Below are 24,799 nucleotides of genomic sequence, written 5' to 3' on the forward strand. Positions count from 1 at the left end.
CCGTTGCCCGCCCGTCGCCGAGCGAACGGGTGGTTCGGCGCGGCAGTGGCGAACCACCCCGCGCTGAACCACCCCGCGCGGTCGACGTCGACGACCGGCCCCGCACGACGTCGACCGACCCCGGGCGAAAAGCGAGTCGACGAACTTTCGCTAGTTCTCCGGAACGAGTTCGGAACGCTTGCCGTGCCACGACACGTAGAGTTCCTCCCGAGCGCGGGAGCCCGACACGTACAGCAGGTTGCGCTCCCTGGCCCACGCGGCGGGTAGCTCGTCCTCGGCGACCTCCCTGATGAACGACGGCGGAAAGTCCTTCTCGCTGAGACCGACAACGGCCACCGCCCGGAACTCCAGTCCCTTCGCGCGGTGCATCGTCATCACGCGGACCTGATTTCCCAGCTTGCTCTCGTCGGTGTGGGCCGCGATTTTCGCCATCGGGACGGCCGCCTCTTCCAGGGCCGCGCCGATGTTGCCGGTCTGCATGTGTTCCCGCGCGATGACCGCCATCTCCGACCATGGGATTCCGGATTCGTACCAGGACCGCAGTTGGCGGATCAGCCCGGTTTTCTCCTCCGCCCAGTTGTCGTAGCCCCGCGGCACCGGCTCGGGGCCGACGAACTCGGAGCGCGCTCCGGTCAGTGACTCCTCGTCCCCGTCGAGGTCGTCGACCGTCGGCCCGTAGGCCACCTGGATCGACCAGTTCAATATCTGCTTGGAGGTGCGGTAGTTGACCGTGAGCCGCCGCGAGCGGCCTCGGGTCTCGATGCCCATCCGGGAGAGCACCACCTGCCTGCCGTAGATGCGCTGGTGCGCGTCGCCGACGATGAACAGGTCGTCGTTGCCCTTGCTGATCAGCGATCGGATGAGGGACCAGTGCACCGGATGCAGGTCCTGCGCCTCGTCGATGATCGCGTGTCGGTAGTGCGACAACGTCGATTCGGCCGAACGCCGCGAGTTGCCCGGTTCCCCTTCGGACAGCTGCGCCGCGATCGCCGCCGCACGCGCCGAGGCCTGCGTGAAGGTGGTCAGGTTCTGGGCGTTGAGGGTCTGGGTGAACTTTTCGAAGATCGCCCACAGCTCTGCCCGCTGCGGACGCGAGATCCGTTTGCCCCGTCCGCTGCGGGAGGCCTTCAGGTATTCGGAACGTTCCGTGAGCCCCTGCGCGAGTACCACCTCGGACCACTCACTGCGCAGGAAGTCGATGTCCCAGTTCTCCTCGGCCTGGTCACGCGCCTGCCGCCATGCCTGTTTGATCTCCTCCTCGTGCTCGCCGAACATCCTGGGCTTCGCGCCGTTGTCCTCGCCCGTGGCGAGCACGCGTTGCGCGAGCGCGTCGATGTGGAGCACTTTGACCCGGTTCAGGATGTCGGAACCGGCGAGTTCGACGAGTTGGGACTTGATGTCGCGCGCGAGGTTCTTGGTGAAGGTGGTGAACAGTATCCTGGATTCGGAACCCTCGGACTCCAGCCGCTGTGCCAGGTGCCGTGCCCGGTGGATGGCGGTGACGGTTTTGCCGGTGCCCGCCCCGCCCGTCACGCGGTAGGGACCCCGCCACCCGTCGTGATAGGCCAGTTTGCGCTGCAGCGGGTGCAGCCACACCCGCCAGGCCTTGAAGTCGTCCTCCAGGATCGCGCGTAGTTCGTCGATGTCGCGCCCGTCGGTGAAGTCCACCCTGGACAGCGGCCGCTCCAGCGCGGTCAGCACGTCCTCGGTGTCGATCTCGTTCTCCCGCTCGATCACCAGGTCCTTCCAGGCGTCCTCCGGGGTTCGCCCAGCCGCGAGGTCGATCACGGCCTTGCCCTGGATTCCCGGGAGTTCCTCGGCGATGTTCAGCAGTTCGTTCTCGTCGGTGATCGCCACCAGCTGGGCGGCGATCTCCTCGTCGATGCCGAACTCGCGCAGTTCGCCCGCTTTAACGTGCCGCAGGATCGGTGTTGGCCGAGCCTGGTGGGAGCCGCTGCTGCTCGCGTGGCTGATCGCCTCGTTCAGGGCCGCTTCGTTGACCACTTCCAGGGCACCGGTGACCTCGTTGACTCCGAAGCGGAGCTTGCCCGCGTAGGTGTAGGCGTCGTCGTGCGGTTTGACCGCGACCATCACGTACCCGCACGATTCCGGCAGTTCGATGAGCACCGCCCGCCAGAAGTCGGACACCTTGCCGGTTTTGATGCGCTTGTTCGTGACCCCCTGCGGCGTTTTGATGTTCAGTCCGGGCAGGTCGGGGTTGGTCTGGAGCTTGACGATGAAGTCCAGCACCTTGTTCTTGATCGAGTTCTCCAGGTCCTTGTAGGAGTTCTCGAACAGGTCGGATATTACGACTCGCGTGCTCATGCTCGCTTTCCTCCGAAGGCCGAGGTGATCGCGTCCACCAGTTCCTCCTCGGTCGCCACGTCTCGATGGTTGAATACGCGCCAGCCGTTCCGGGCCAGCCACTCGTCGCGCGACGCCACGCTGTCGACCACCACGGCGATCCGGCTCTCGGGCCAGCAGTACTCGACCTGCCAGAGTTCGCTGTCGCCGACCTCGCCGCCCGCCTCCGGCTCGGGAACGCCGCGCTCGGCGAGTGTGCTGCCGAGGTTCGCCAGGCTTTCGTCGGTGTATTCGATCACCGTCTTCCAGCCGGGGTGGCTGACCGCGATCCGTGGCATGGAGTCGGCCGAACCGCCCAGCGCCAGCGGCGGGGTGCGTCCCGTGAACAGCTCCAGACAGCCGTGAGTCCATATCTCGGCCATCCGCAGCGGCATCGTGTGCCCGTGCCGGGGCAGCGGCAGGAACTGCAGCAGATTGGACCAGCGGAGCCAGTCCCGCCAGCGCTCGTCGTGGGTGGCGCCGCCGACTTCGCTCGGGCTGTCGTCGAGCACCGCCAGCGCGCCGACGGTGTCGGCCTCCTCGCCACCGCCGAGGGACGCCACGAGCGCGATGGGCAGTCCGGACAGTCCCGTGCAGGGAACCGCCGCCAGCTTGCCCTTGCCGTTATGGGCGAATTTCTCCCCGCGTGCCCACGCTTCGAGGCTCGGCCCGAGGGTCTCCCGGGAGCACTTCGTCGGTTGGCCGTTCAGGTGCTCCCGCGATTCCAGCATTCCGAAGCAGGTCCACACCGCGGTGTTGCCCCAGACGTCGTGGTCCGGATCGCGCAGGTAGTCCAGCAGTGCCCGCATCGGGTTGCCCCAGAGCAGCGGCGCCCTGTTGTCGCCGACCTTCGAACGTGCCTTCTTGGTCACGCTGTCGGCCACGAGACCTCGCAGCTTGCTCTGGTAGCCGTCCGTGAGACGGGCGAAGTCCTCGACGTCTTCCCAAGTGAGGGACCACACCCGGTACCCCAGCGTGCGGAGCGCGTCGCGCTTGTACGCGTCGTCGGCGGTGCGGTCACCCTCCGCCGAGGCGTGGTAGGCCTTGCCGTCGAGATAGACCGCGACCGGCGCGTCCTGGGCGTCCTGCCTGTTGAGCAGGAAATCCGGTTCGGTGGGGACCTCGCCGCCCAGCCGCACCAGCGGCCGCAGCGTCCAGCGGCGCGGCTCGCCGTCCGGGCTGAGCAGTCGGATGTCGAGTTCTTCGCCCCTGCCGCCCACCGAAGAGCTCCAGGACTGGCCCCACTGGGCGTCCACCCACCGTTTGAGCTGTTCGCGGAACCGCAGTTCCAGTTCGGACAGTTGCACCGAGGAGATGTCGATCGCGGTGACGCTGTCGATGTCCTCGACGTGCCACGCGTCCAGCAGGTCGGCGAGCAGGTCCTTGGCGATGCGCCGGTTGGCGTACTCCACCTCGTGCGGCGCGGCCACGCCCAGCAGGCAGCGATGGCAGGCGACGCGCCCTTCGCCCTGACACTGGCAGCCGCTCAGGATGTCGTGGGCCTGCAGCAGGATGCGCCGCATCCGCTCGGGTTCGCCGAGCCGGTCGAGGTAGCCGGTGCCGCCGGGAACGGTGTCGTGCAGCACCAGGAACTGGCGGGTGCGCCCGTACTCGTCCGGCATGCGCGCGGTCACCACGTCCAGATGCTGCGGATCGCCGCCGAAGTCGGCCCGCAGCCCCAGCAGCAGCGCGGTTTTGAACGAGGTCAGGCGCAGCTCGATCTGGAAGGTCGACACCGGCAGCAGCAGCCGCACCGCCTGCGTGGTGAGCTCGTGGCTCAGCAGCAGCTCCTCCCAGCTGTTCGCGGTGCCGCGTCGGGTGGAGCACCAGCCGCGGTGGCGGACCTCGTCCTCCCGGACCTGCTGCCAGACCACGCCGCAGTAGGCGCAGGTGGTGAACCGGGGGGCGGGTTGGCGTACGCCCGCGACGGAGACATCGGAGGCCGGGCGGTCGGCGCGGCCCACGTTGACGGTGCGGATGGTGGCTTGCCGCGCGTACTCCGCGCCGAACGCGCGTTCCGGAAGCCGCCAGGCGTTCTCGACGTGCTCGGGCGGGATGTCCACTCCGGTGGCGGTGTGGAACCGGGTGCGCACCCGGTCCTCGCTCTCGTCCTCGATGAGCGCGTCGTCCCTGCGGTGCACGGCCGAGACCCTGCGCAGCTCCAGCACCTTGTGCACCGCCCCGGTGTCGGAGACCGCGGTGCCGCCGCATCGGGGGCAGTGGCCCGGTGCCGGGGCGGTGCGTTCGGTTCCCCAACCGCAGTCCGGGCACAACCGGTGGTGCCGCCAGTGCGGTTGCCCGGTGGGGCCGATCTCCAGCGCGTCCACGGTCACCCGGTAGCCCTGCGCGTAGAACACGGCGCCGGGCGCGAACTCGGTCAGCGCGGCACGGCTGCCCCTGCCGTAGCTGTGCTTGAGGGTTTGCGGTGCTTTCCTGCCGTCGCCGTCGTCGGTGGTCCACCACAGCGAGACGTCCAGCTCGGTGTAGTCGTCCCGCAGGTTGTAGTTCGGCAGCAGCGACAGTTGCCCCAGGCCGAGGAGCGCGTTCTCCTGCCGGTTGTCCTTGACCATCTTGGACAGCGCGTTCCACTCGCCCGACCAGCGGCGGCGCTCGTCCCGCTGCGTGTCGTCCAGGTGGCCCTGCCGGTCCAGCCGCGCGATGGCCTCGGCGAGTTCGCCCTGCCGCTTGGTCAGTTCCCGCTGGTGCGCCGACCACTCCGACACCGCCCGCGCCACGGCCCTGGGCAACCCGTCCGAGGCGAACTCGCGCACGCCGTCCGCCGCGACCTTGTCCAGGTTGTCGCCGTACAGCGCCAGGAACCGTTCCGCCAGTTCGGACGCGCGGGCGGTGAGCCCGTCCACGAACTTCCGCAGCCAGCTGCCCTCGGCCAGCCCGTCCTCCAGCAGCGCGCCGAGCCTGCCCGGCATGTTCCCGCCCGGGTCCAGCTCGCCCGCCGCCACCCGGTCCAGGCAGAACGCGAAGTACTGCCTGCACAGCAGCTCACTGGCCCGCAGATAGGCGGCGGGCGGCGTGATCTCGCCGTTGATGAGGCTCGTGGGCTCGGACAGGTAGTACAGGTCGCGGGGCTGGCTGGGCACGGTCGCCAGCACCAGCGCGTTTCCGGTGGCACGCCCGGCACGCCCCACGCGCTGCAGGTAGTTGGCCGGGCCGCGCGGCAGCGAGGCCAGCCCCACGGTGGAGAGGTCGCCGATGTCGATACCGAGTTCCAGCGTGGGGGTGCAGGCCAGCACGTTCGGGTCGATCGGCGAGTCCCCGGCCGCGAAGCGGCGTTCCACCCGCTGCCGCTCGTTCCCGTCGAGCAGCGCGGTGTGCTCGTGCGAAACCAGGTGCCGCAGCCGCCCCGCGTGGTAGAGGCGGCGGTAGAAGTTGTCGCCGCGGACCGGGTGGGTCTCCAGCCGTCCGGTGCAGCGCATTCGGGGACACACCGTCCCCCGCCATAACTCGAACCGGTTCGGGGTGCTCGGCTGGATGTGGTGGCACTTCGGGCAGCGCAGCTGGGCCGCCTCCAGCTCGTCCGCCCCGAGTGGGCGCAGTTCCACCCGTTCCGGGGCGAGCCCGAACACGTACGCGTCGGAGCGGGAACTGCCCACCACCAGCGGCGCGTGCTCGTGCTCGCCGAGCAGCCGCACCACCGGCTCCACCAGCGCGTGGGCCTCCGCCTGGCTGGTTCCCAGGCAGCGCACGGTCCAGTCGGTCAGCCACGAGTCACCGCGCGGCCGGAGACTGTCGAACTCGCTCTTGGTGCCGGTGGTGAAGAACTTCGGGGCGGGCCGGTTCTTCGGGAACTTCTGCATCCCCTGTGGACTGCCGCCCCAGATCGGGTAGCGCTTGCCGTCCTGGTTGATGTAGTTCGCCAGCCACGGGTGGGTGATCCCGCCACGGCGGCGCAGCCGGTCAAGCAGGCCGAGCAGCCAGCGTTGGTAGGCGGAATCCTCCGGCAGGAAGCCGCGTTCCGGCAGGTTCTCGTGGATGTCGCGGGCCAGCCCGGCGTAGTGCGCCAGGTCGACCCGGTAGTCCACCCCCAGCGCCCCGGTGAGTTCGAGCGTGCGGCCCAACCGCGAGCGCAGCCCCACCTCCAGGTGGGTCTGGAACCGCAGCCGTTGGGCGAGCAGTTCGCGTCGTTTCCCGCTCCCGTCGTGCTCCAGCCATTCCCCTTCGTAACCCAGCCGCCGCGCGAAATCGGGCGGCGCGATGGTGTAGAGATCGCGGGTGGGGCTGTTGACGAGTTCGTCGGTGGCCTCGGCGAGGCTGCGCGGTTGGCCGTCCAGCGCGCGCAGGATGGCCGAGCGCAGGTTGAACTGGAAGGAACGCCCCTCGACGAACGCCGCCCGGTGCGCCGCGTCCTGCACCGAGTCGGTGAACACCAGGGTTTTCTTCTCGCCGTCGGCGACCAGGTTGGACCCGAACAGCTGGGTCAGCGCCACGCTGATCAGTGTCGCCACCGAGGACCCGAGGAATCGGATCGCGTCGTCGGACTCGCAGGAGGGACAGCGCTGTGCCTCGGCGGCATCCGCGTCCGGCGTGATCAGTACCGGGAGTCCGGGTTCGTCGTTGCCGCCAAGAGTCGCCAGCGTGAGCCCGTCGATGTGGCGCGCGCCCGGCTCGTCCGCGTTGGCCAGCAGCACGGCACGCAGGTTCTTGCGGTCGCGGACGCTGGCCCGCCAGATCTTCTCCGGACTTCCCTCCAGCTCCTCGCCCAGTTCGGTGGCCAGCGCCTGCCAGCCCGACCGCCCGCAGACCCGGCAGTAGGCGGCGGGAAGGTAGCGGTACTCGTTGTCCGGCGGCCCGTCGTGCCACCAGGCGAAGCCCGGCTCGGTGGAGACGGCGCGCAGCATCCTGGTGACCTCGCGCACCCACAGCTGCACCTCCAGGTTCAGCAGCGGGCGTTCGCCCGATTCGGTCGGCACTCGCGCCGCCGAGACCAGCGCGAGGAAGCGCCGCAGTGCCCGCTGCACCTCGTGCGGGAAGTGCTGCTTGGCCACACCCCACTGCAGCACCCCGGAGTTGCTGACCGCGTCCACCGCCTCGGCCTGGGTCAGCGGGCTACCGGACAGCGCCTGCACCACGGCGCGGGTGAGGAAGCTGTGACTGAGCCGCTCGCCGAGCGCCCGCCGGTCCGGCACGCTCTCGCCCAAGAAGGCTTCGGCCAGTGGTTGCCACGAGTCCTCGACCGCCACGTCCGGTTCCGGTGGCGCGTTGACGCTCTCGACGGCGGGCACGTCGAGCCCGAAGTCGATGTCGGAGACCACTTCGGCCGCGTCCAACCGTTCCTCGGTGATCACCGCTTCCGGCGGGAACGGGGTGCCGAACACGGTTTCGGCGAACTCGCGCAGCTCGGTCGAGCGCGTGGTCCCGCCGAGGGTGGCCGAGGTCGCCACCGGGGTTATCCGGCCGAGCGGGCGGCCCGGCTCGGCCACCCGCAGGGTCGATCCCAGCCTGCGCAGCAGCATCGCCACGTCGGTGCCCTGCGCGCCGTCGTAGGTGTGGAACTCGTCGAGCACCAGGTAGCGCAGGCTCGTGGTCGATTCCGACCACAGTGGCGCGTCGTCTGAGCGCAACAGCAGCAGGTCGAGCATCTTGTAGTTGGTCAGCAGGATGTCCGGCGGGTGCTCCCGCAGCGCCCGGCGCGAGTCGACGAGGTGCCCGCGGTCGGGCGTGCTGTGCTGGTCCCCGTCACCGGTGTAGACCCCGGCGGTGACCTGGTGCAGCCTCGGGTCGTCGTGCAGCTGTTCGGCCAGCCGCCGCGCCTGGTCGCCGACCAGCGCGTTCATGGGGTAGAGCAGGATCGCCTTGATGCCGGTCTCGCCGCGAGCCCTGGCGCGGGCGGCGTGGTCCAGGATCGGCACCAGGAAGGACTCGGTCTTGCCGGAGCCGGTGCCGGTGGTGACGATGGTCGGCTCGGCCGGGGCGTTCCTGGTGGACAGCCGTTCGAACGCCCGCGCCTGGTGCCGGAACGGCCGGAAACCGGTGGGCTGCCAGTCCAACGGGCCGCGCCAGTTGGCGTCCACCGAGCGGAACGGGGTGCGCAGCCGCAGGTAAGGCCCCCGAAAGATCCCGGTCTCCGGACCGAGCAGGAAATCCTCCAGTGCCGCCCGCGCCTCGTCGTCGGCCAACGCGAAGGTCGTGGACAGGTACTCGGTGACGGCCCGCTTGGTCTCTTCCGCCAGTAACGAGGGATACATCGGGATTCTTTCCTTCCCCAGCGGCTGTGCTGCGCCCTACCTTGATCATCCTGCGTCGGGACGGGCGCGAGCGCCCCGGCCACGACATTGGCCCGCTGTCCGGCGGAACCGCTCGCGATGCCGCCGGATTTCACGGGGGTTGGTTCACTGCTCGGCACCGACCAACCAAGCGCGAAGTCGTTCGTCCTCGCTGCGGCTCACGAATCGGACCAGTTCCCGGTGCTCGCGGTGGTTCGGCGCGTGCAGCAGCCGCTCCTGCCAGTCCACGGCGTACTCGCGCAACGCCGCGATCATCTCGGTGATCGCGGCATCGAAGGTGGCGCCGTCCGCTGCCACCGGCAGGCCGGGGACGAACACCGACCAGCCCCCGCCTTCGGGAATCACTCGCGCTCGGGCCACGGCGACCTCCTCGAAGTCCTGTAAGTTCCCGGTTTCCGTCGGTTCCCGGTTCCCGATCTCCCGTCAGTCGCCGGGGTCGGGCCAACTCAGTTCCCTGGATCAGGCCAGTTGGCCTGGCCGGGACCGGGCCAGATCTCGGCCATCCGCCGCGCGAGCCATTGGCCGTGCTCGTTGATCGCCTGCTCGTCCCAGCTGTCCCGTGCCGCCAACCGGTTGTTCAGCAGCAGCACGCTGTGCTCGTTCAAAGCGGTGCGTTTGGTCTCCCATGCGGCGTTGGACATGGCCGAGTTGAGCGGCTGGGCCACCACGGTGAGGTTGCCCAGCTTGTGCAGCGATGCCGCGCGTTCCTGCTTGGCCCGTTCCAGCGCGGCCGGGTCGTCCTGGCCGTTCGTGGCGCCATCCAGCGGCCAGTGCTTCTCCCAGTCCTGCGGCAGCAGGTGCTCCAGGCTGAGTTCGGCCGTGACCGGGGTCTGCTCGCTCTTCGCGCCGCGCAGGCTGGTTTCCACCGCCGTGAGCGCCATCACCAGGCGCTGCTGCGAGACGTTGCCGTAAACGTAGCGGTTGCTCAGCGACTCGATGAACTCCTCGTCGTCCGGCCAACGGCTCACCGCGCCTTCCCGCCCGACGAGCGCCGCGTACAGCGCCTGGTCGGCGTGCTCCGGGTCCGCCTTCATCACGGTGAGCAGCCGCGGCACGAAACGGTTGTAGTTCTTCGTGGTCAACCGCATCAGCGCGCGGCGGGCCAGCCAGGACTCCAGGATGCGCAGCGCTTGCCTGCGCCGCGTGGTGGAGACCTCGGGCGAGCGGAACAGCCACAGCACGATCGGCATCACGATGCTGGCGTCGAGCGGGCGGAACCGGGCGAAGAACTCGCCTTCCGGCGTGGCCGGGTCCACTTCGTCGAAGGAACGCATCACGGCCGCGTCCGAGCAGAGTTCGGTGACGAGTTCCTCGGCATCCACCGCCTGGTTGAGGATGCCTTGGCGGAACGCGGCGAACAGTTCCGTGGCGGGGATGATGCGTTCCAGCCGCATGGTCAACCAGTGCATCAGGAAGAGCTCGCCGACCGGCCGGAAGAGCCTGCCCTGACGTCGCGACTGCCGCCAGTAGTCGTCGTCCAGCTGCGGGCGCCACAGCTTCTCGTAGAGCTTGTCCGCGTCCTTGCCTTGCGAGGTGGCCAGCCGGAAGACCGCGTTCTTCACCAGATCCAGCGACAGCAGGGGAGTCCCCCGCGCGTTGAGCGTCTCGAAGATCACCTGGGCGTTGTCATCCTTCTCCAGAGTGATGGAGACGACCTTCAGCAGCTCGCGCAGGGTGATGAGCAACCTGTTGGCGCGGGTGGAGACCGACTCGTCCGTGGCGTCCTCCGCCTCTTCGCCCTCACCCGCGAGGTATTCGGTGACGCGGGCGGTGAAGTAGCCGAAAGCCTCCCTGATCAGATCACTCTCGTTGTCGCCGTGGCCGAGGTTCGGGGCCTCCGGTGCCATGACCTCGGCGAAAGTGGCCCGGTCCGCGTTGGTCGGCCAGACCTTGAGCAGCTCGTCCGCTTCGACCTCGTCCGGATCGTTCTCCACGAGTCGGCGCAGCAGCTTGGCCTCCTTGGCCGCTCCCACCGCCGAGGCGGCCTTGGCCGCCGCGCTGAGCAGCAGTTGCAGCGTGGTCAACCGTTGCTGGCCGTCGATGACGGTGTAGCGGGGGATTCGTCCGGGGTTCGTGGCCTCCTGCTCCACGACGATGGCGCCGAGGAAGTGCGACCACGTTTCCACCTCGGAGCCGCTCTCCTGGTGACGCAGCAGTGCCGAGACGTCGTTCCACAGCGGTTCCCACTGGTCCGCCTTCTTCCAGACGTAGGGGCGCTGGTAGAGCGGAATCTGGTAGCGGACGTTGAGCTCGAACAGCTGCTTGATGGTTAGCGTGTCGGATCTCATCGGGTTTGTTCCAGCCTCCGGGCGAAGTCCTGGTAGGCGGCGGTCATTTCCCGCTCGCGGTCCACCGGGGTGATCGGTGGTTCGTAGCGGTCGAGCAGGTCGCCGCTGTCCCGCTCGTCGAGGTAGGCCTGCAGCAGCTTGAAGTCGTCCTTGTGCTGCTTGACGCCGTGTGCGTGGTGGTCCTTGGCGATCTTGCGGCCCAGGTTGTCGAACCACATGTTGTACTCGTACTTGCGCAGCACCGCGAACTGCCCGCGATACATCAGGCACAGCTGCTCGGCGGTCAGCCCCAACAGCAGCGCGGCCAGCGCGTCGAGCTCCACCAGCGCGGCGCGGCGCTCGAACTCCGAACGCAGCGGGGTCTCCCAGTGCCACTCGCGCCTGGACACCCCCAGCTCGGGCCAATCGGAGAACGGGGTGGTCCAGCTGTCCGTGGCGAAGCCCGGTTCGTAGAGCTCCTCCCACAGCGGCGCGTAGTCCCGCGTGAGGCAGTTCAACCGCAATGTGCGCAGCAGCAGCATCGACGCTGCCGGGTGGTCGAGCGGGGCGGGGAAGCGGTCCACCAGCTCCTTGTTGACCTTACTGGCGCCGCTGACCTTGACCAGGTAGTCGAGGGGCAGCGAGGCCCAGAGGCCGGATATGAACACGGTTTCGTAGTTCGAGGAAGCCGCCAGGGTGTGGACCGCGTCCACATGCGCTGGTCCTGGCGGGATCAAAGCAGCGGTAATTGATCTTTCCAGGCTGGACTGGGTCATACGGCGCCAGGCGAGGCGGTAGAAGTCGGTGTAAGGCTTGCCGTTCCAGTGGGTGAGTCCGGCGTCGTAACTCTCCCGGTCGGTGGCGCGCTGGTAGTTGGTGCGCGGGATCACCGTTTCCAGCAGTTCCTCCGGGTCCCAGTCGGAGTAGTCGAGGTTGCTCTTGCAGTTCTCGTTGGGCTCCTTGCCGAACGGGTTGGCCACGGAGAACTGCGGCCCCTGCAGGATTACCTCGTCCCAGCTCGACGGGTATTCCGTGCGCCATTCGATGAAGCCATCGTCCTTGGCGGTTTTCTCGTTCCAACCGCTCGAAGGCTGATATTCCAAGTCGGCCATCCGCTTGGTCTGTTCCGAGACGGTACCCAGCGCATCGAGCTGCTCACGGTTTATCGGCCGCAGCAGCCGGGCCTGTGGGGCCGGAGTTCCCGGCTCGTCGAACAACGCCGCCCACTGGGCCAAGGTGGCTTCGGTGATCTCCACGACGCGCGAGGTGTGCGGGCGTAGGTCCCAGCCGCCCGCTGGGTACTGGATTCCGGGGATCTCGGTTGAACCGTCGTGTTGCAGCGAGCCCTCCAGCGTGTCCGGCACCAGCAGGTTGGCGACCTGCTTGAAACTGATCTCTCCCGGATAGCCGTACACCTGGACGCCGTAGATGGTCTGGTGATGCACGTCGTCGAAGAGCTGGGCTTCGTTGATGAACTGCCAGTGCCTGCGCAGCCGTCGGTAGGTGACCTCGCGTAGCTTCCCGGCCTTGGGGTCGGTGAAGTGGCTTTCCGGGTGCAGCAGGCCGACGATGCCGGAGTCGTGCATGGAGCGCCAAGTGCGTTCCATGAAGTTCATGTACAGATTGCTGCGCAGTCCGGCCAGCACCGGGTGCTGGGTTTCGTCGCCGAGATGTTCGACGTTGCCATTCCAGGAGGACAATTCGTTCAGATACTGCTCGCGGGCTCCGCTGTCGGCGAGCACTTCCGATCGTAGCTTCCGGAATGTGGACTCGTGGATCTTGTCCCGCAGCACGAAGAACGGCTCGTGCTCGGCCAGTGTTTCGTCGTCCTTCCAGTCCAACCGCACCCACGGCGGGTTCCCGAGTTGCAGATCGAAGCCGCCGCTCGCGAAGACCTGCGCGAAGTCCAGCTCCCAGTGGAAGAAGCCCTCTCGCTGCGAGATCTCGCGGACGGTGCCCAGCCAGGGGTGCGCCACGTACAGCGTGGTCACCGAGCGCATGCCGGAGTAGCTCTTCTCCAGCTCATCCATATCGGCCAGTTCGTGGAACCCCGCCACGCTCTCGGCCAGCTCGGCCTGGTTGCCCGGGTCCCGCTTGCCACCGGAGCCGAGCAGCCCCTCCAGCATGCTCAACCACTGCTCCAGGTCCGGCGGCTGGACCTCGGTGGTGACCGGCCAGAAGAACAGCGCGCACCAGGCGTCCATCGCCAGCCGTAACCGCTGGTACGGCCCGTCCGGGTCGTTCAGTTCCCGCTCCACCTCCTCGCGGGTCACAGCCGTGGCCTCGGCGGTGTTCGTCGCGCCCCACACCCCGATCTCGCGGGCCACCTCGCGTTCGCTGATCTCCAGCCGCCGCCGGGTCAGCTCCCACAGCCGCTCCACGCGCCGCGCCAGCCCGCGCAGCCGCTGCACCTGCTTCTCGGTGGGCTTCTTGGTGACGGACTTGGCCCACTCCCGGAGCGCCTTGGCCCTATCCGGCGCGAGTTCCTTGGCCTGCTTCACCCCGGCGACCGAGCCCCAACCGGCCGCGGGCAGCAGGAAGTGGTGGATCTCGCCGTCCGGGAGCGCGCCCTGGCTCAACGGCCGCTCGGTGGGCGGGGTGCTGGTCCAGCTGCGCTTGGCCTTGCCCAGCGAGGTGAGGTCGTAGCCGGCCCGGCGCGCGCCCACCAGCGAGTTGCCGCGCTTGAGGTGCAGCCCGAACCACGGTGCCCGCAGGCCGGGGTGCATCACGCTCAGCCACAGCGAGATCTCGGCCAGCTCGCGGGCCGTGTCGTTGAGGTCCACCCCGTAGCAGCGGTGCAGCGCCAGGTGGGCCTTCACCTTCTGCAGCTCGCCGCGGTAGTCCTCCGGGTCGATGGTCTCGTCGAGTTCCACCTGGCGCCGCCGCAGGTATTCCTCGGCCAGCTGGTTGATCGCCTCGTTCAGGAAGGCCCCGCTGCCCATCGCGGGCTCGCACACCCGGTAGTCCAGGATGGCTTCGGCCGGGGTGTCCTCGGTGAGCAGCTCTCGCAGCGAGTGCCGCACCACGCACCTGGTCAGCACCTCCGGGGTGTAGAACGAGGCGCTGCGCTGCCGGTCCCGCCCGGAGAGCCGGTAGACGAAGGTGCCCGCCGGGTGCGTGACGTTGCTGCGTTCCTCGGTGTGCGGGTCCTCCCGGCGCACCACGTGCCGTTCCTCGTACTGCGCGAGGTTCTCCTCCGGCACCAGCCAGGTGCCCTTGCTCGGGTCGCCGTCCTTGGCCAGCTCCACCAGCCTGCGGTCGGCGATGAACCCGCTGTAGGCCATCAGTCCTTCGTAGACCGCGCCGAGCTGGTTGATGCCCAGCTGCGCGTACGAGACGTAACCGGCCCGACCGCCGCTGCCCTTGGACGGTTTGGACAGCAGCAGCATCGAAAGCACCCGCTGCAGCACCGCGTTGCTCAGGTCCACATCGTCGATGTGGTGGGCGTGCCCGCTGTCGAACAGGTCCGCGCGCAGCGGCTCGAACACCAGCCCGTCGCTCTCCGGGTGCTCGGTGCCGTGGCCGGTGTTGACCAGCCGGAACAGCAGCCGCAGCGAGTCGTGCAGGTGGTGGCCCTCGCGGGACTTGCCGGTCAGCGGCTTGTGGATCAGCTCGCGCAGCCGGTCCAGCCCATAGCCGGAGTCGTACTCCGGCGCCCCGACCGGCAGGATGCCCAGCTCGGGGCGGGCCTCGGCGTAGAGCAGGAACAGGATGCGGTAGAGGAACCGCAGCGACTGGGTGGTCAGCTCCCTGGGCAGCTCGGGCATGTCCGCCACGGCCTCGCCGCGCTGCCTGCGCTTGTCGATCACCTCGTTGGCGATCAGCTCCACCGAGACCCGCAGCCCCTCGCGCAGCTCCTCGCTGACGCCGACCGCGTGCTTGATCGACTCGTCGGTGAACTCCGCGAGCAGGCTGGTGCTCTCCGCCGAGGGCAGCAGCACGTCGGCCGAGGCGAGCCCGGCGTGCCAGGCCAGCTCTCCGGTGGCCTTGTCGTCCTTCCTGGCCAGCGCGGTGTGCACGTCGAAGGCCAGGTAGCGGCCCTCGGCCCAGCGGTGCACATCGGACAGCACCAGCCAGCCGCCGGAGACCACCAGCACGAACCGAGGAGCTTCCTCGGTCAGCAGCAACCGCTGCACCGCATGGGTGACCGAGGGGATCTCCTCGACCTTCTCCTTGCCGGTGCGCAGCCGAACCGGCTCCAGCAGCCCGCCGTCCGTGCCGAACAGGTCGTCCACATCGTCCACCGGGGCCGCCTGCAGCACGTGCAGCGCCTCGCCGGAGGCGGACTGGCAGCGCGCCAGCAGCGGCGCCTCCACCGGTGTCTCGGACTGCCGCGTGTGCAGCACCGTGGGGTCGGGTGTGATCCCGAGCGCCTCCAGCAGGATGCCGTGCAGCTCGGTCACCGCCCTGCCGAAGTCCGCCTCCCGAGGCGCGGGCAGCGCGGCCTTGGCGTTGACGAAGCGCCCGCTGATCCCGGACAGCCCCCGCAGCGGGCTGTGCTTGCCGTGGTTGGCGCGCTCCCGCCACTCCTTGGTCAGCGTCTTGAGTTTGCCGGGGAAGGCTTCGGAGAGCCAGTGCGGGGACAGGAAGTCGCCGACGTTGTGGATCGAGTCGTACATCCTCGTTGCCTTCGTCGTTTCGGTTGGCGCGGTGCCGGTGGCGGAGAGCCGCCGATGGGTGGGGGGCTGCCGGTGATGGGGTGGCCGCTGCGGCGCCGCCGCGCGGCGGGGTCCGGTTCGGACGGCGGGCTCGAGCTCGGACGACCGAGCGGCCGAGTCCGCGAGGTCCTATCCCCCCCGACCGGTCGGCGGGCACGATCAGCCCCACCACCCGCACGAACGGCTCGCCCGAGACGGCCAGCGAGTCGATCAGCCGCGAGGTCTCGTCGTGGGTGTTCCGCAGACCCTGCTTGCGCTCGTTCGAGGCGTTGTTGTCCTCGGCGATCGACAGCGCCAGCTGTTGCCATTCGCTCAGCCGCTCGCGCTGCCGCTCCAGCCGCGCGAGCAGATCGCTCTCCATCTCCTCGCGCCCGCGGCGCAGGTCCCGCTCGGCCGCGTCCACCGCCGCCGGCACCAGCGGCTGCGTCCGGTCCAGCCACTCCCGCACGCCGCCGGGGTTGCGGACCCGTTCCCGCAGCCCCGCCCGCTGCAGGGTCTCGTGCAGCTCGCCCACCACGGGCTCGCTGGGCAGGCCGCTGACCGCGCCCCAGTGGTTGAGCACCGCCTGGCCCAGCGAGTTGGACCAGCTGGCCTGGGTGAGGAACACCGGCTCGGCCACCGCTGCCGCCATCACCGGCGCCTCGTCCCGCTCGAACCGGGCCAGCGCGCGGGTGGCCGCCCACTCCAGCACCGGGTGGATCGGGGCGAGGTAGCTGACGTCCGGCCAGGTGGTGTTCTCGTCCGCGCGGGCCTTGGCGAGCCGCTGTTCGGCGAAAGCCGGTTGGGCGGAAACCTTGATCCTGCTGCCGATGCCGCGTTCGGAGCGGTAGCTCTCCGGCAGGTCGTTCAACCGCTGCGCCAGGTCCTGGGGCGTGTTGAACGCCAGCAGGTCGGTCTCCTCGTCGCGGTGGATCTCCAGTTTCTCGCTGTCGGTGGAGATCTCCTCCAGCGCCTCGGCCAGGAAGTTGTCGTCGTCGTCGAACAGGGTGCGCTTGGGCGCGGTCGGGACCGCGGTGTCCTCGGCGTGCTCCCCACCGCCGGCCAACAGCGCCGCGAACGGGTCAAGCTCCGCCGAATCGGCGTCGGGAATCTCCGCCGCGATGTCGCCGCCGTCGCGGAGCAGCTTCATGACCTCTTCTTCCTCCAGCTGCTCGTCCCGCAGGTTCAGCAGCGCGCCCGCGTCGCCCAACGCCTGGTTGGCGGCCTGCTCCTTGGCGAGCAGCTTGGTCACCACCCGCAGTTCGCTGTCGGTGGCGGTGTCCTCGTCGCCCAGCGCCAGCGCGGTGATCTCCGGCGGGTTCTCCTGCAGATAGCGGTCGATGCGGCCGTTGCGCTGCTGGATGCGGATGAAGCTCCACGGCAGGTCGTAGTGCACCACCCGGTGGCACTGGCGGTGCAGGTTGATGCCCTCCGAGGCCATGTCGCTGGCCAGCAGCACCCGCACGTCGCTGGAGGCCAGTTCGAAGTCCTGCACGATCCGCTGCACCTCGGCGTCCGGCAGCTGGGCGTGCAGCATCGCCAGCGCTCGCTCGGGAAGCCCCAGCCGCTGTCGAAGCGTGTCGCGCAGCCAGTGCAACGTGTCGATGCGCTCGGAGAACACCACCACGCGGGCCTCGCCGTCGGCCGAGACGCCCACCTCGCGCAGGTAGTCCAGCAGCGCGTCGAACTTGGCGGGACCCTGCTCGCGCGCCTTCTCGGTCAGCTCGTCCAGCCGGTGCAGCGCGGAGGTCTCGGCCGCGACGTCGGCGGCCTCCTCGCGGCCACCCAGCGTTCGCAGCCGCCGCTGGATGCTGCTGTGCAGGGCGTGCGGCGAGGACAGGAACGCCTTGAACAGCGTCCACGGGAACAGCGTGCCGCCCTTGCCGCTGACCGGGGACTTGCCGCCGGCGGGGCGCAGCCACACGTCGCGAAGCTCGTCCAGCACGCCTCGTTCCGCCGCGCTGGGGGTGACCGGGCGGATGTCGGGTTCCTCGCGCGCGGCCCAGCGGTGCCCGACCTCCAGCTGCACGTCCTCGGAGTTGCGGTGCCTGCGCACGTAGAGGTGCTCGATGTCGGCGGCCCGGTAGTCGCTCGGGTCGGCGATCGCGGTCGGCTCCAGCAGGTTCACCAGCTCGGCGAACGACTCGGGTTTGCCGTTGTGCGGGGTGGCGCTGGCCAGGATCAGCGCGTCGGTCTGCCGGGCCAGCAACCGCGCCAGCTCGTTGTTCTGGGTTCCCCGGTTGATGAGGTTGTGGCACTCGTCGATGACCACCGCGTCCCAGTGCTGGTCCTTGAGATGGTGCTTGTAGCGCGCCGGGTTCTTGAGCGTGTCGATCGAGACGATCGCGCGGCGGTAGTAGCTGAACGGGTTCCGCGAGGCGGGCAACTGCTGGCGCACCTTTTGGATGCCGTCCGAGTCCAACCGCACCAGCGGGATGGCGTAGCGCGTCCACATCTCGTGCTGGAACTGCTCCAGCACCGCGCGGGGCGTGACCACCAGGATGCGTTCGCCCCGGCCGCGCTCGATCAGCTCGGTCAGCGTGATGCCGATCTCCAGGGTTTTGCCCAGCCCCACGGCGTCGCCGATCAGCACCCGAGGCCGGAGGTTCGACAGCGCCTGGTGCGCCGGACGCAGCTGGTACTCCATGTTGTCGGCCAGCCCACGGTGGCCGGTGACGATGTCGGTGCTGGTCACCGGGGTGGAGCTTTGCCGCAGCAGCGATTCCAGCCACAGCCGGGACCGACGGAAACCGGGACTGTCGTCGGCGGTCAGGCGCGTTTTGCGCGGGTCGAGCACCTCGATCTCGTCGAGCGCGGTGTAGAACACCGCGTCCTGGTCGCGGACGAGTTCCGAGGCCCCCGTGGCTTCGACCCGCGTTCCGTCCCGGCCCGCGTTCCGAACCGCGCGAACCAGCCACTCCTCGTCGCGTACGACGATCTGCGCCCCCACCGGAATGTCCGGTGTCTCCATTAGCCCTACTGACACGTCCCGACACTATCCAGTGACCCTCGGTGGTGTGGGCTCAAATCACGAATCGTAAGGAGCTCGTTTCAACGGATTGATCATTACCTGATGAGCGGAACGAAGCGTGCGGTTTTCGCCCGTAATCGGCGGTTTCGTCGTGCTCGCGTCACCCGCTCGGCGGTACCCGGCGTTGATCGTTCCTTAGTAGAGGTGGGATGCCCGTGCGTTGTGGGAGGTCACATGTCGGAGACCATCGTCCGGACCGGCGAGGACGCGGAAGAACGCTTGCACGAGCTCGGTTTGGAGAGGGAGTTCATCGATGAAGCCATCGATGCCGGAGTAGGCGCCAGGCGTCCTACCGATGATTTCGAGCCCCGGTCCGCCGCCGGTCTCAAGGACTGGATCGCACGGGTGGGGAAACTGCGCTCTCGTCTGGTGGAAAACACCGGTTGGCTGTTCGACGATCCCTTGAACGTGCCGTTGGTTTTCGATCACAGTAGGAGCGTTGCCGTAGGTGTGCTGCTGGGAGACGGCAATACTGGTAGTTCCTGGAAGACCGAAGGTCCGCACAGCAAGTACCCAAAAGGGAAAGTGATTTCTCAAGCCACAGCGAAAGGCGAGGAAGTGTTCGCACTCGATCTCGACCTGACTCAGCCTGGTGGTCGGGGACGGCTGACCCCGGACGAGCTTCGAGGCATGGATGTCTGGTTTCTGGTGACTCATGCGCTTACCGCTCGTGATGGAGAGCAGGAACGGTTCGAGGTTCACAGGGAAATTTCGCTCGCGCAGCCCATCGAGCCGGAGACTCATATAACGCGGTGGCGGGAACGCTTGGTGCTGCCTCCACGGTTGTTCTCTCCCGTGCCGCAGCAGCAGGAAACAGAAGAACCTGAGGATATCGAGGTCTATGTCCGGGCCAAATAGCTATCCGGGGAGCTTGGTCCCGCAGTGGGGGTACGAGACAATCAAGCGGTGATGTTCTCGCCCGGTCGTCTCGCGCTTGCCCGTGCACGCCGTCGGCTGTCGCAGGCCGAGCTGGCGAGACAAGTGGGCGTCCTCGCACGGCGCGTCGGAGACTTTGAACGGGGCCGTGCCGAGCCCGGTGAGGACACGCTGCGGCTGCTGGCCGAACGGCTGCGGTTCCCCGTGGAGTTCTTCGCGAGGGAAGAGCCGGAGGAGATCGCCACCGAGGCGGTCTCGTTCCGCGCCCGCCGCAAGACGGCCAAACGCAAGGTCGACGCCGCTGTCAGCGCCTCCACCCTCGCGGTGGAGTTCAACGACTGGCTGGAACGCAATTTCGAACTACCCACTCCGGACGTGCCGGATCTCGGCGGCTTCGACCCGCATACGGCCGCGGAGATGCTGCGGGTCCGCTGGAGCGTGGACTGCAAGCCCGCGCCGAACATGGTGCATCTGCTGGAGTCCCGAGGGGCCCGGGTTTTCGCCCACGCTGCCGACTACTCGGATGTCGACGCGTTCTCGTTCCGGCACTCGGAGCGCCCCTTCGTCTTCCTGAACACCTTCACCTCGGGTGAGCGTGGCCGGTTCGACGCGGCACACGAACTGGGGCATCTCGTGCTGCACTCCGGAAGTGTCGAGTTGACCGGCAGCGCGGTCGAACGGGAGGCCGACGCCTTCGCGGGTGCCTTCCTGATGCCACGCGACAGCGTGTACGCGAGTATGCCGCGCTCGCCGTTGACCGGTCAGCTGCTGGAAGCCAGGGGCATCTGGCGTGTTTCGGCGATGGCGTTGGCCCACCGGGTGCACGAGCTCGGTCTGCTCGGCGAGCAGCGCTACCGGGACGCCTGCGTCGAGCTCAGCGCGAAGGGCTATCGCGGTGGGGAACCCGACGGGATTCACCGGGAGGGCTCGCAGCTGTTGGACAAGGTGTTGCGTTCGCTGCGCGCGCGGGGCGTATCGGTCGGGCGGATCGCCGAGGAGTTGGCCCTCCCGGTCGAGGATGTCGCCGGCTTTCTGCGCGGCTTGGCCATCGTTCCGGTCCACGAGACCGTCGACTCGGTGGAGCGGATGCGGGTGAACAGTGACTCCGGGGCGTCCCGAGATTACCCAGCCCTCAAACCGGTTCCCTCCGGTTGAGACAACAAGTGTCCGCAGTGGATTCTTAGAGCTTCGTGAGGGTGAGCATCCATCCTCGTAGCAACGGTTGTCGGCTTTCGAGACACCGCCGGGTGCTCCGGAGTCGGCCGTCGCTTCCGAACTGAAGGGGATCACGACTTGCGTGCTTACGCGAAATGGCTCGTCGTGCTGGGTGTGTTCCTGATCCTGCTCGCGCTGCTGATGTGGTGGGGATGGAATGCCTGGCAGCAGTTCGAGTACGACATGCGCCATCCCGAGAAACGGGGCTGGCTGTACTGAGCCTTTTCCCGATGAGTAGTGGGGAGTGCTCCTGCGATGAGCCGGAACTCGCTCGCATGGGTCAAGGCATTGCTGATCGTGCTGGCGCTGGTGGTGGTCTTTTTGGTGTTCGTCGGATTCCTGGTGCGAAGTTGGAGTGGCCAGTTCGAGCGGCCCACTCCGAACGGATGGTTGAGTTCACCTTCGGATGATCAGAGCGCGGTGTTCCCGCCGAGCAGTAGCGCGAACGAGCCGCCGCCGATGACCGCTCCGGTCAGCGCGCCGATGGTGACCTGGGCCGGTGTGTGGTCGTCGACGGCGACCCGGGACCACGCGACGGCCAGTGTCGCCAGTGCGCCCCACCACAGCGCGGGGCCGTAGAGCAGCGCCAGCACCGTTACCGCACCCGCTGCCACGGCGGTGTGCATCGAGATCTTCCAGAAGACCGTGATGGTGCCGGTGACCAACAGGCTGATGATCATGCTGATGTCCAGCGCGATCAGTTTCTCCGGGGCACGGCCCGCGATGAGTAGCGCCAGCCCGATCATGCTGAGCGCGATCAGGGCGGTGAACGGCACCAGCCTGCCCTGGCGGTCGCGGACGTGGTGCCCGTCCCACCTGCCGGTGCGACTGCCCCAGACCACCACCCCCATCGGCAGCACGCTGCTGGTCAGCGCCACGACCATTCCCCACAGCAGGGTGGCACCGAACTCCGCCGTGGCCTGACCGGCCACCACCAGCGGCAGTGCCAGCACGATCACCCAGGGGGCGAGAACCTCGGTGACGACGCGGGCGAACAGGTGCTTGCGCTCGGCCGGGGAGCGGGTCTCGCGGGTCGACATCGGCACATCTTACGTCTTACGCCGTGTGGTCGCGGTCGGTCTTGCGGCGGGCGCGTTGGTGGCGGGGACGCGCGTTGTAGGCGTCGAGGCTGTCGATGAGGTTGGAGACGGTGTTGCGGTCCCGCCGGTCCAGCCCGGCGAAGCGCTGGGCGATGTCGCGTGCCTCGGTGTCGCGCCAGGTCTTCAGGTCGGCGATCTGAGCGTCGATGCGCTCGGTGACCTCGTCGTCGAAGAAGTATCCGGCGGGCACGCCGAAGAACTCCGCCAGCGCCTCCACGTAGTGGATCTTGGGATTGGTTCGGGTGCCGGTTTTGAGCTGACTGATGTACTGCGCCGACATCGCGCCCGGCAGGTGCCGGATTCCCGCCTCGATCTCGCGGTAGCTGTAGGTGCCGCGGTCCGGTGGGTGCACCGTGGCGATGAGATGGGCGAGCTTGCCCGCGAAAGTGTTTTCGCGTCCGGCTTTGTTGGCACTCATAGCGTTCTTCTCGTCCGCCAGTTTGTTGGTGAGTTTCCCCAGGTCCAAGCGTCGTAAACGACTGTTGACAGTGTTTCACCGTGATGGTTTACAGTGATAATGCTACTGTCAACAGTAGCAAACGCCGATCCGGGATCATAGCTTCCGGAGCCCAGCGCCCCGTGGAAACGCGAAATATTTCCGGGGAGTTGACCTGCGGCAGCGTGCTCGCCCCGTTCTGGGGGTACGGGGCGAGCACCTCCGTGGTCGTCCGCTTCTCTTGCTCGGTATCCCCGTGTGCTCCGATGCTCGATGCTCGGTGCTCGGTGCTCGGTGCTCGGTGCTCGGTGCTCGGTGCTCGGTGCTCGGTGCTCGATGCCCGGCTCTCCGCTGTCCGGTGCCCGGCGATTTCGCGAGAAATTGACGCCCGTAGAGCCTGGATGGGTACCGGACTCATCATTGTCCACAGTGTTCATTCGTGCGAATGCTCACTGTGCGAGTGCTCGATCTCCGCGGACGACCCCACGCCGTCGTTGATCACGGATACCGTGTGGCTGTCCGTGCCGCGACGAGCACCTGGTGTGCGCGATCCGTTCGCGCTGCTGGGGTGGTGAACCGATGAGCTACCTGTCCCGCATCCGAATCAACCCGCTGCGCTCGGGCAGCCGTGACCTGCTCGGCAACCCCCGCAGGCTGCACGGGGCGGTCATGGGCGGACTGGCCGACGATCCCGAGCGGCAGCGCCCGCTGTGGCGGCTGGACAGCGACAACCCGCACCGGCCGAAACTGCTGGTGCTCTCCGAGTCCAAACCGGACTGGACGCATCTGGTCGAGCAGGCCGGTTGGCCGCACGCCGAAGGCGAGCACTACGAGCTGCGCGAGTACGAGCCGCTGCTGACTCGGCTGGCGGTGGGGGAGGAGTTCACCTTCCGGGTGACCGCGAATCCGGTGCGGAACGCGGTCGAGGCCGCGAGACCGACCCAGCCGAACGATTCGGGTAAGGGTTCGCTGGGGCGCTCGCCGCGGACGGCTCACCGTACCGCCGAGGCCCAGCTGGGCTGGTTCCTGCAACGCACCGAGAAGTGGGGATTCTCGGTGCCGGGAGCTTCGTCCGGAACGAGCGCGATCGAACACTCCAGTGTCGCGGCGAGCGCTGATTCCACCGATGCGACCGGCGGCGCCGTGACGGCCGAGGCTGCTCGTGTGGGTACCGCCGACGTGTCGGAGTTCGCGGGAGACGTGCGGATCACCGCACGGGAAAGGCACTCCTTCGCCAAGAAGCGGGGTTCGAAACCCGTGGTGCTGCACACCGCGACATTCGAGGGACGGTTACGAGTTACCTCGGTGGAGCTGCTGCGGCGGGCACTGCTGCACGGCGTCGGACCCGCCAAGGCCTACGGCTGCGGGTTGCTCACGCTCGCACCGTTGCCCCCGGATTCCGACGCGGCTGACTGAGTCCTCTCACCCACAGCGACTACGCGACGCGTTGCTGAACCGTACTCCACGACATCGGAGGAGTCACTGCGGTGGCGCGGCGATTTCGTGGGAAATTTACGCCCCGCCGCCCCGCAGCTGGGGGAAGCGGGGCGCTCGCGGTGCCTTGCTCAGTCGAAGTGGTCGGCCTTCAGTGCTTGCAGGAAGGTCTGCCACTGCTGGTGGGTGGTGGTGAAGTAGCCCGCTGTGCGGTCCTTGCTGTCGCGGACGGCCGCGCCTTCGGTGGTACGACCCACCTCGACGCAGGTCTGCGTAGCGCTGCTGCGGCTGGACTTCCGCCATCCTGTCACGGGCTTCATGATGACTCGCTTTCCCACTTTTCGGCGTATGCCTTCAGCATGCGGACAGTGTGTTCAGGACTACACGCCGTTGATATGAGGTTATCTCGTAGTCGCGCGTAAGCGGCCACATCGTCGGGTTCGTCGAGGAACGCGCTCGATCGGTGATGCTCGATGTGAACGATCGAGCGAACTCTCGGGAACTCCATTAGAAGGAACGATCCGTCGACCCCAGGATGGGCGCTGAACGGTAGAAGTCTCATCTCCACGTTCGGTAGCTCAGCTGTGTCGGCGAGATAACGCAGCTGCTCGGACATTATCTCGGGGCCACCGATCTCACGCATCAGAACACCTTCGTCGACGAGCGCGGTGAGTTCGACCGGGTTCTTCTGAAAGATGATGTCCTGCCTGCCACGTCGCACGGCGACACGTGCCTCTACGGCATCTCCAGGCACACCACCCCCGAGCATTAGCGCACGGGTGTAAGAAGCCGTCTGCAACAGTCCGGGAACCAGCGTTACCGCACCCTCACTGATACGGACCGCATCCTTCTCGAAGCTCAGCAGTGCTTTCAGCTGAGCTGGTAGTCCACTGTCGCTGGTTTCCCACCAGCCGGGCTGGTCTATCTCACGAGCCATGTTCAGCAAGCGCTCACGCTCTTGGCCGGTGACGCCGATGACAGCGAGTATCGCGGACACGTCCGCTTCGTCGAGGCGTCTCGCGCCGGATTCCGCCCTACTCATGGTCGATTTCGACCATCCCAGGCGACCTCCCACATCCTGTGCTTCGAGGTTCGCGCTCTTGCGGAGCTGCCGTAGTTCCGCGCCGAGACCCCGCGCCCGTGCACTGCTCGCCATGAAGCCAGCGTAGATCGATGATCCCGGTAACAACATGTCCCTCGAAAGATACTTTGCGTAGT

Annotated in this window: 14 protein-coding genes and 1 pseudogene; 5 read left to right on the plus strand and 10 right to left on the minus strand. The window is 67.9% G+C overall.

Annotation, left to right across the window (positions count from 1 at the left end):
* Positions 1 to 150 precede the first annotated feature (150 nt).
* From ACOQFL_RS17315 to ACOQFL_RS17335, 5 genes are all read right to left on the minus strand, one after another.
* Positions 151 to 2,325 (minus strand): UvrD-helicase domain-containing protein, encoded by a 2,175-nt coding sequence (locus ACOQFL_RS17315; RefSeq protein WP_435545225.1) that lies wholly within the window; start codon positions 2,323 to 2,325, stop codon positions 151 to 153.
* On the minus strand, positions 2,322 to 8,546 hold the full coding sequence (locus ACOQFL_RS17320; protein ID WP_435545226.1) for a DEAD/DEAH box helicase: 6,225 nt from the start codon (positions 8,544 to 8,546) through the stop codon (positions 2,322 to 2,324). The genes ACOQFL_RS17315 and ACOQFL_RS17320 overlap by 4 nt, the downstream gene beginning before the upstream one ends.
* 144 nt (positions 8,547 to 8,690) lie before the next feature.
* Positions 8,691 to 8,945, minus strand: a complete 255-nt coding sequence (locus tag ACOQFL_RS17325) for a hypothetical protein (protein ID WP_435545227.1) — start codon at positions 8,943 to 8,945, stop codon at positions 8,691 to 8,693.
* An 86-nt stretch (positions 8,946 to 9,031) separates the two neighbouring features.
* A complete protein-coding gene (locus tag ACOQFL_RS17330) occupies positions 9,032 to 10,873 on the minus strand; it encodes a DUF262 domain-containing protein (RefSeq protein ID WP_435545228.1) in 1,842 nt (613 codons plus the stop codon).
* Positions 10,870 to 15,471, minus strand: coding sequence for an Eco57I restriction-modification methylase domain-containing protein (locus tag ACOQFL_RS17335; protein ID WP_435545229.1), 4,602 nt, complete (start codon positions 15,469 to 15,471; stop codon positions 10,870 to 10,872). Before ACOQFL_RS17335 ends, ACOQFL_RS17330 begins: the two co-directional genes overlap by 4 nt.
* 497 nt (positions 15,472 to 15,968) lie before the next feature.
* Here ACOQFL_RS17335 and ACOQFL_RS17340 point away from each other — a divergent pair, with 497 nt between their 5' ends.
* On the plus strand, positions 15,969 to 16,223 hold the full coding sequence (locus ACOQFL_RS17340) for a hypothetical protein (RefSeq protein WP_435545230.1): 255 nt from the start codon (positions 15,969 to 15,971) through the stop codon (positions 16,221 to 16,223).
* Positions 16,224 to 16,882: 659 nt separating this feature from the next.
* Here ACOQFL_RS17340 and ACOQFL_RS17345 read toward each other — a convergent pair.
* Positions 16,883 to 18,460, minus strand: a pseudogene (locus tag ACOQFL_RS17345) (SNF2-related protein); the annotation flags it as partial.
* Between the two features lie 234 nt (positions 18,461 to 18,694).
* On the opposite strand from ACOQFL_RS17345, the gene ACOQFL_RS17350 reads away from it, so the two are divergent.
* The 3 genes from ACOQFL_RS17350 to ACOQFL_RS17360 all read left to right on the plus strand — a co-directional run bounded on the left by ACOQFL_RS17350 (position 18,695) and on the right by ACOQFL_RS17360 (position 20,830).
* A complete protein-coding gene (locus ACOQFL_RS17350) occupies positions 18,695 to 19,378 on the plus strand; it encodes a hypothetical protein (protein WP_435545231.1) in 684 nt (227 codons plus the stop codon).
* Between the two features lie 51 nt (positions 19,379 to 19,429).
* Positions 19,430 to 20,551 (plus strand): helix-turn-helix domain-containing protein, encoded by a 1,122-nt coding sequence (locus tag ACOQFL_RS17355; protein WP_435545362.1) that lies wholly within the window; start codon positions 19,430 to 19,432, stop codon positions 20,549 to 20,551.
* A 138-nt stretch (positions 20,552 to 20,689) separates the two neighbouring features.
* A complete protein-coding gene (locus ACOQFL_RS17360) occupies positions 20,690 to 20,830 on the plus strand; it encodes a hypothetical protein (RefSeq protein WP_435545232.1) in 141 nt (46 codons plus the stop codon).
* Positions 20,831 to 21,021: 191 nt separating this feature from the next.
* Here ACOQFL_RS17360 and ACOQFL_RS17365 read toward each other — a convergent pair whose 3' ends face one another.
* Positions 21,022 to 21,651, minus strand: a complete 630-nt coding sequence (locus ACOQFL_RS17365) for a phosphatase PAP2 family protein (RefSeq protein ID WP_092629050.1) — start codon at positions 21,649 to 21,651, stop codon at positions 21,022 to 21,024.
* Between the two features lie 16 nt (positions 21,652 to 21,667).
* Positions 21,668 to 22,177 carry a helix-turn-helix domain-containing protein gene (locus ACOQFL_RS17370; RefSeq protein ID WP_435545233.1) on the minus strand — a complete coding sequence of 170 codons (510 nt, stop codon included), beginning with the start codon at positions 22,175 to 22,177 and terminating at the stop codon, positions 21,668 to 21,670.
* A gap of 549 nt (positions 22,178 to 22,726) precedes the next feature.
* Here ACOQFL_RS17370 and cas6e point away from each other — a divergent pair.
* On the plus strand, positions 22,727 to 23,563 hold the full coding sequence (gene cas6e, locus ACOQFL_RS17375) for a type I-E CRISPR-associated protein Cas6/Cse3/CasE (protein WP_092629244.1): 837 nt from the start codon (positions 22,727 to 22,729) through the stop codon (positions 23,561 to 23,563).
* Positions 23,564 to 23,712: 149 nt separating this feature from the next.
* Here cas6e and ACOQFL_RS17380 read toward each other — a convergent pair whose 3' ends face one another.
* Positions 23,713 to 23,901 (minus strand): DUF397 domain-containing protein, encoded by a 189-nt coding sequence (locus ACOQFL_RS17380; protein ID WP_435545234.1) that lies wholly within the window; start codon positions 23,899 to 23,901, stop codon positions 23,713 to 23,715.
* A complete protein-coding gene (locus tag ACOQFL_RS17385) occupies positions 23,898 to 24,737 on the minus strand; it encodes a helix-turn-helix domain-containing protein (RefSeq protein WP_435545235.1) in 840 nt (279 codons plus the stop codon). Before ACOQFL_RS17385 ends, ACOQFL_RS17380 begins: the two co-directional genes overlap by 4 nt.
* Between the last annotated feature and the right edge of the window lie 62 nt (positions 24,738 to 24,799).

The sequence above is a fragment of the Actinopolyspora sabaoui genome (assembly GCF_051225635.1).
Taxonomy (GTDB): Bacteria; Actinomycetota; Actinomycetes; order Mycobacteriales; family Pseudonocardiaceae; genus Actinopolyspora.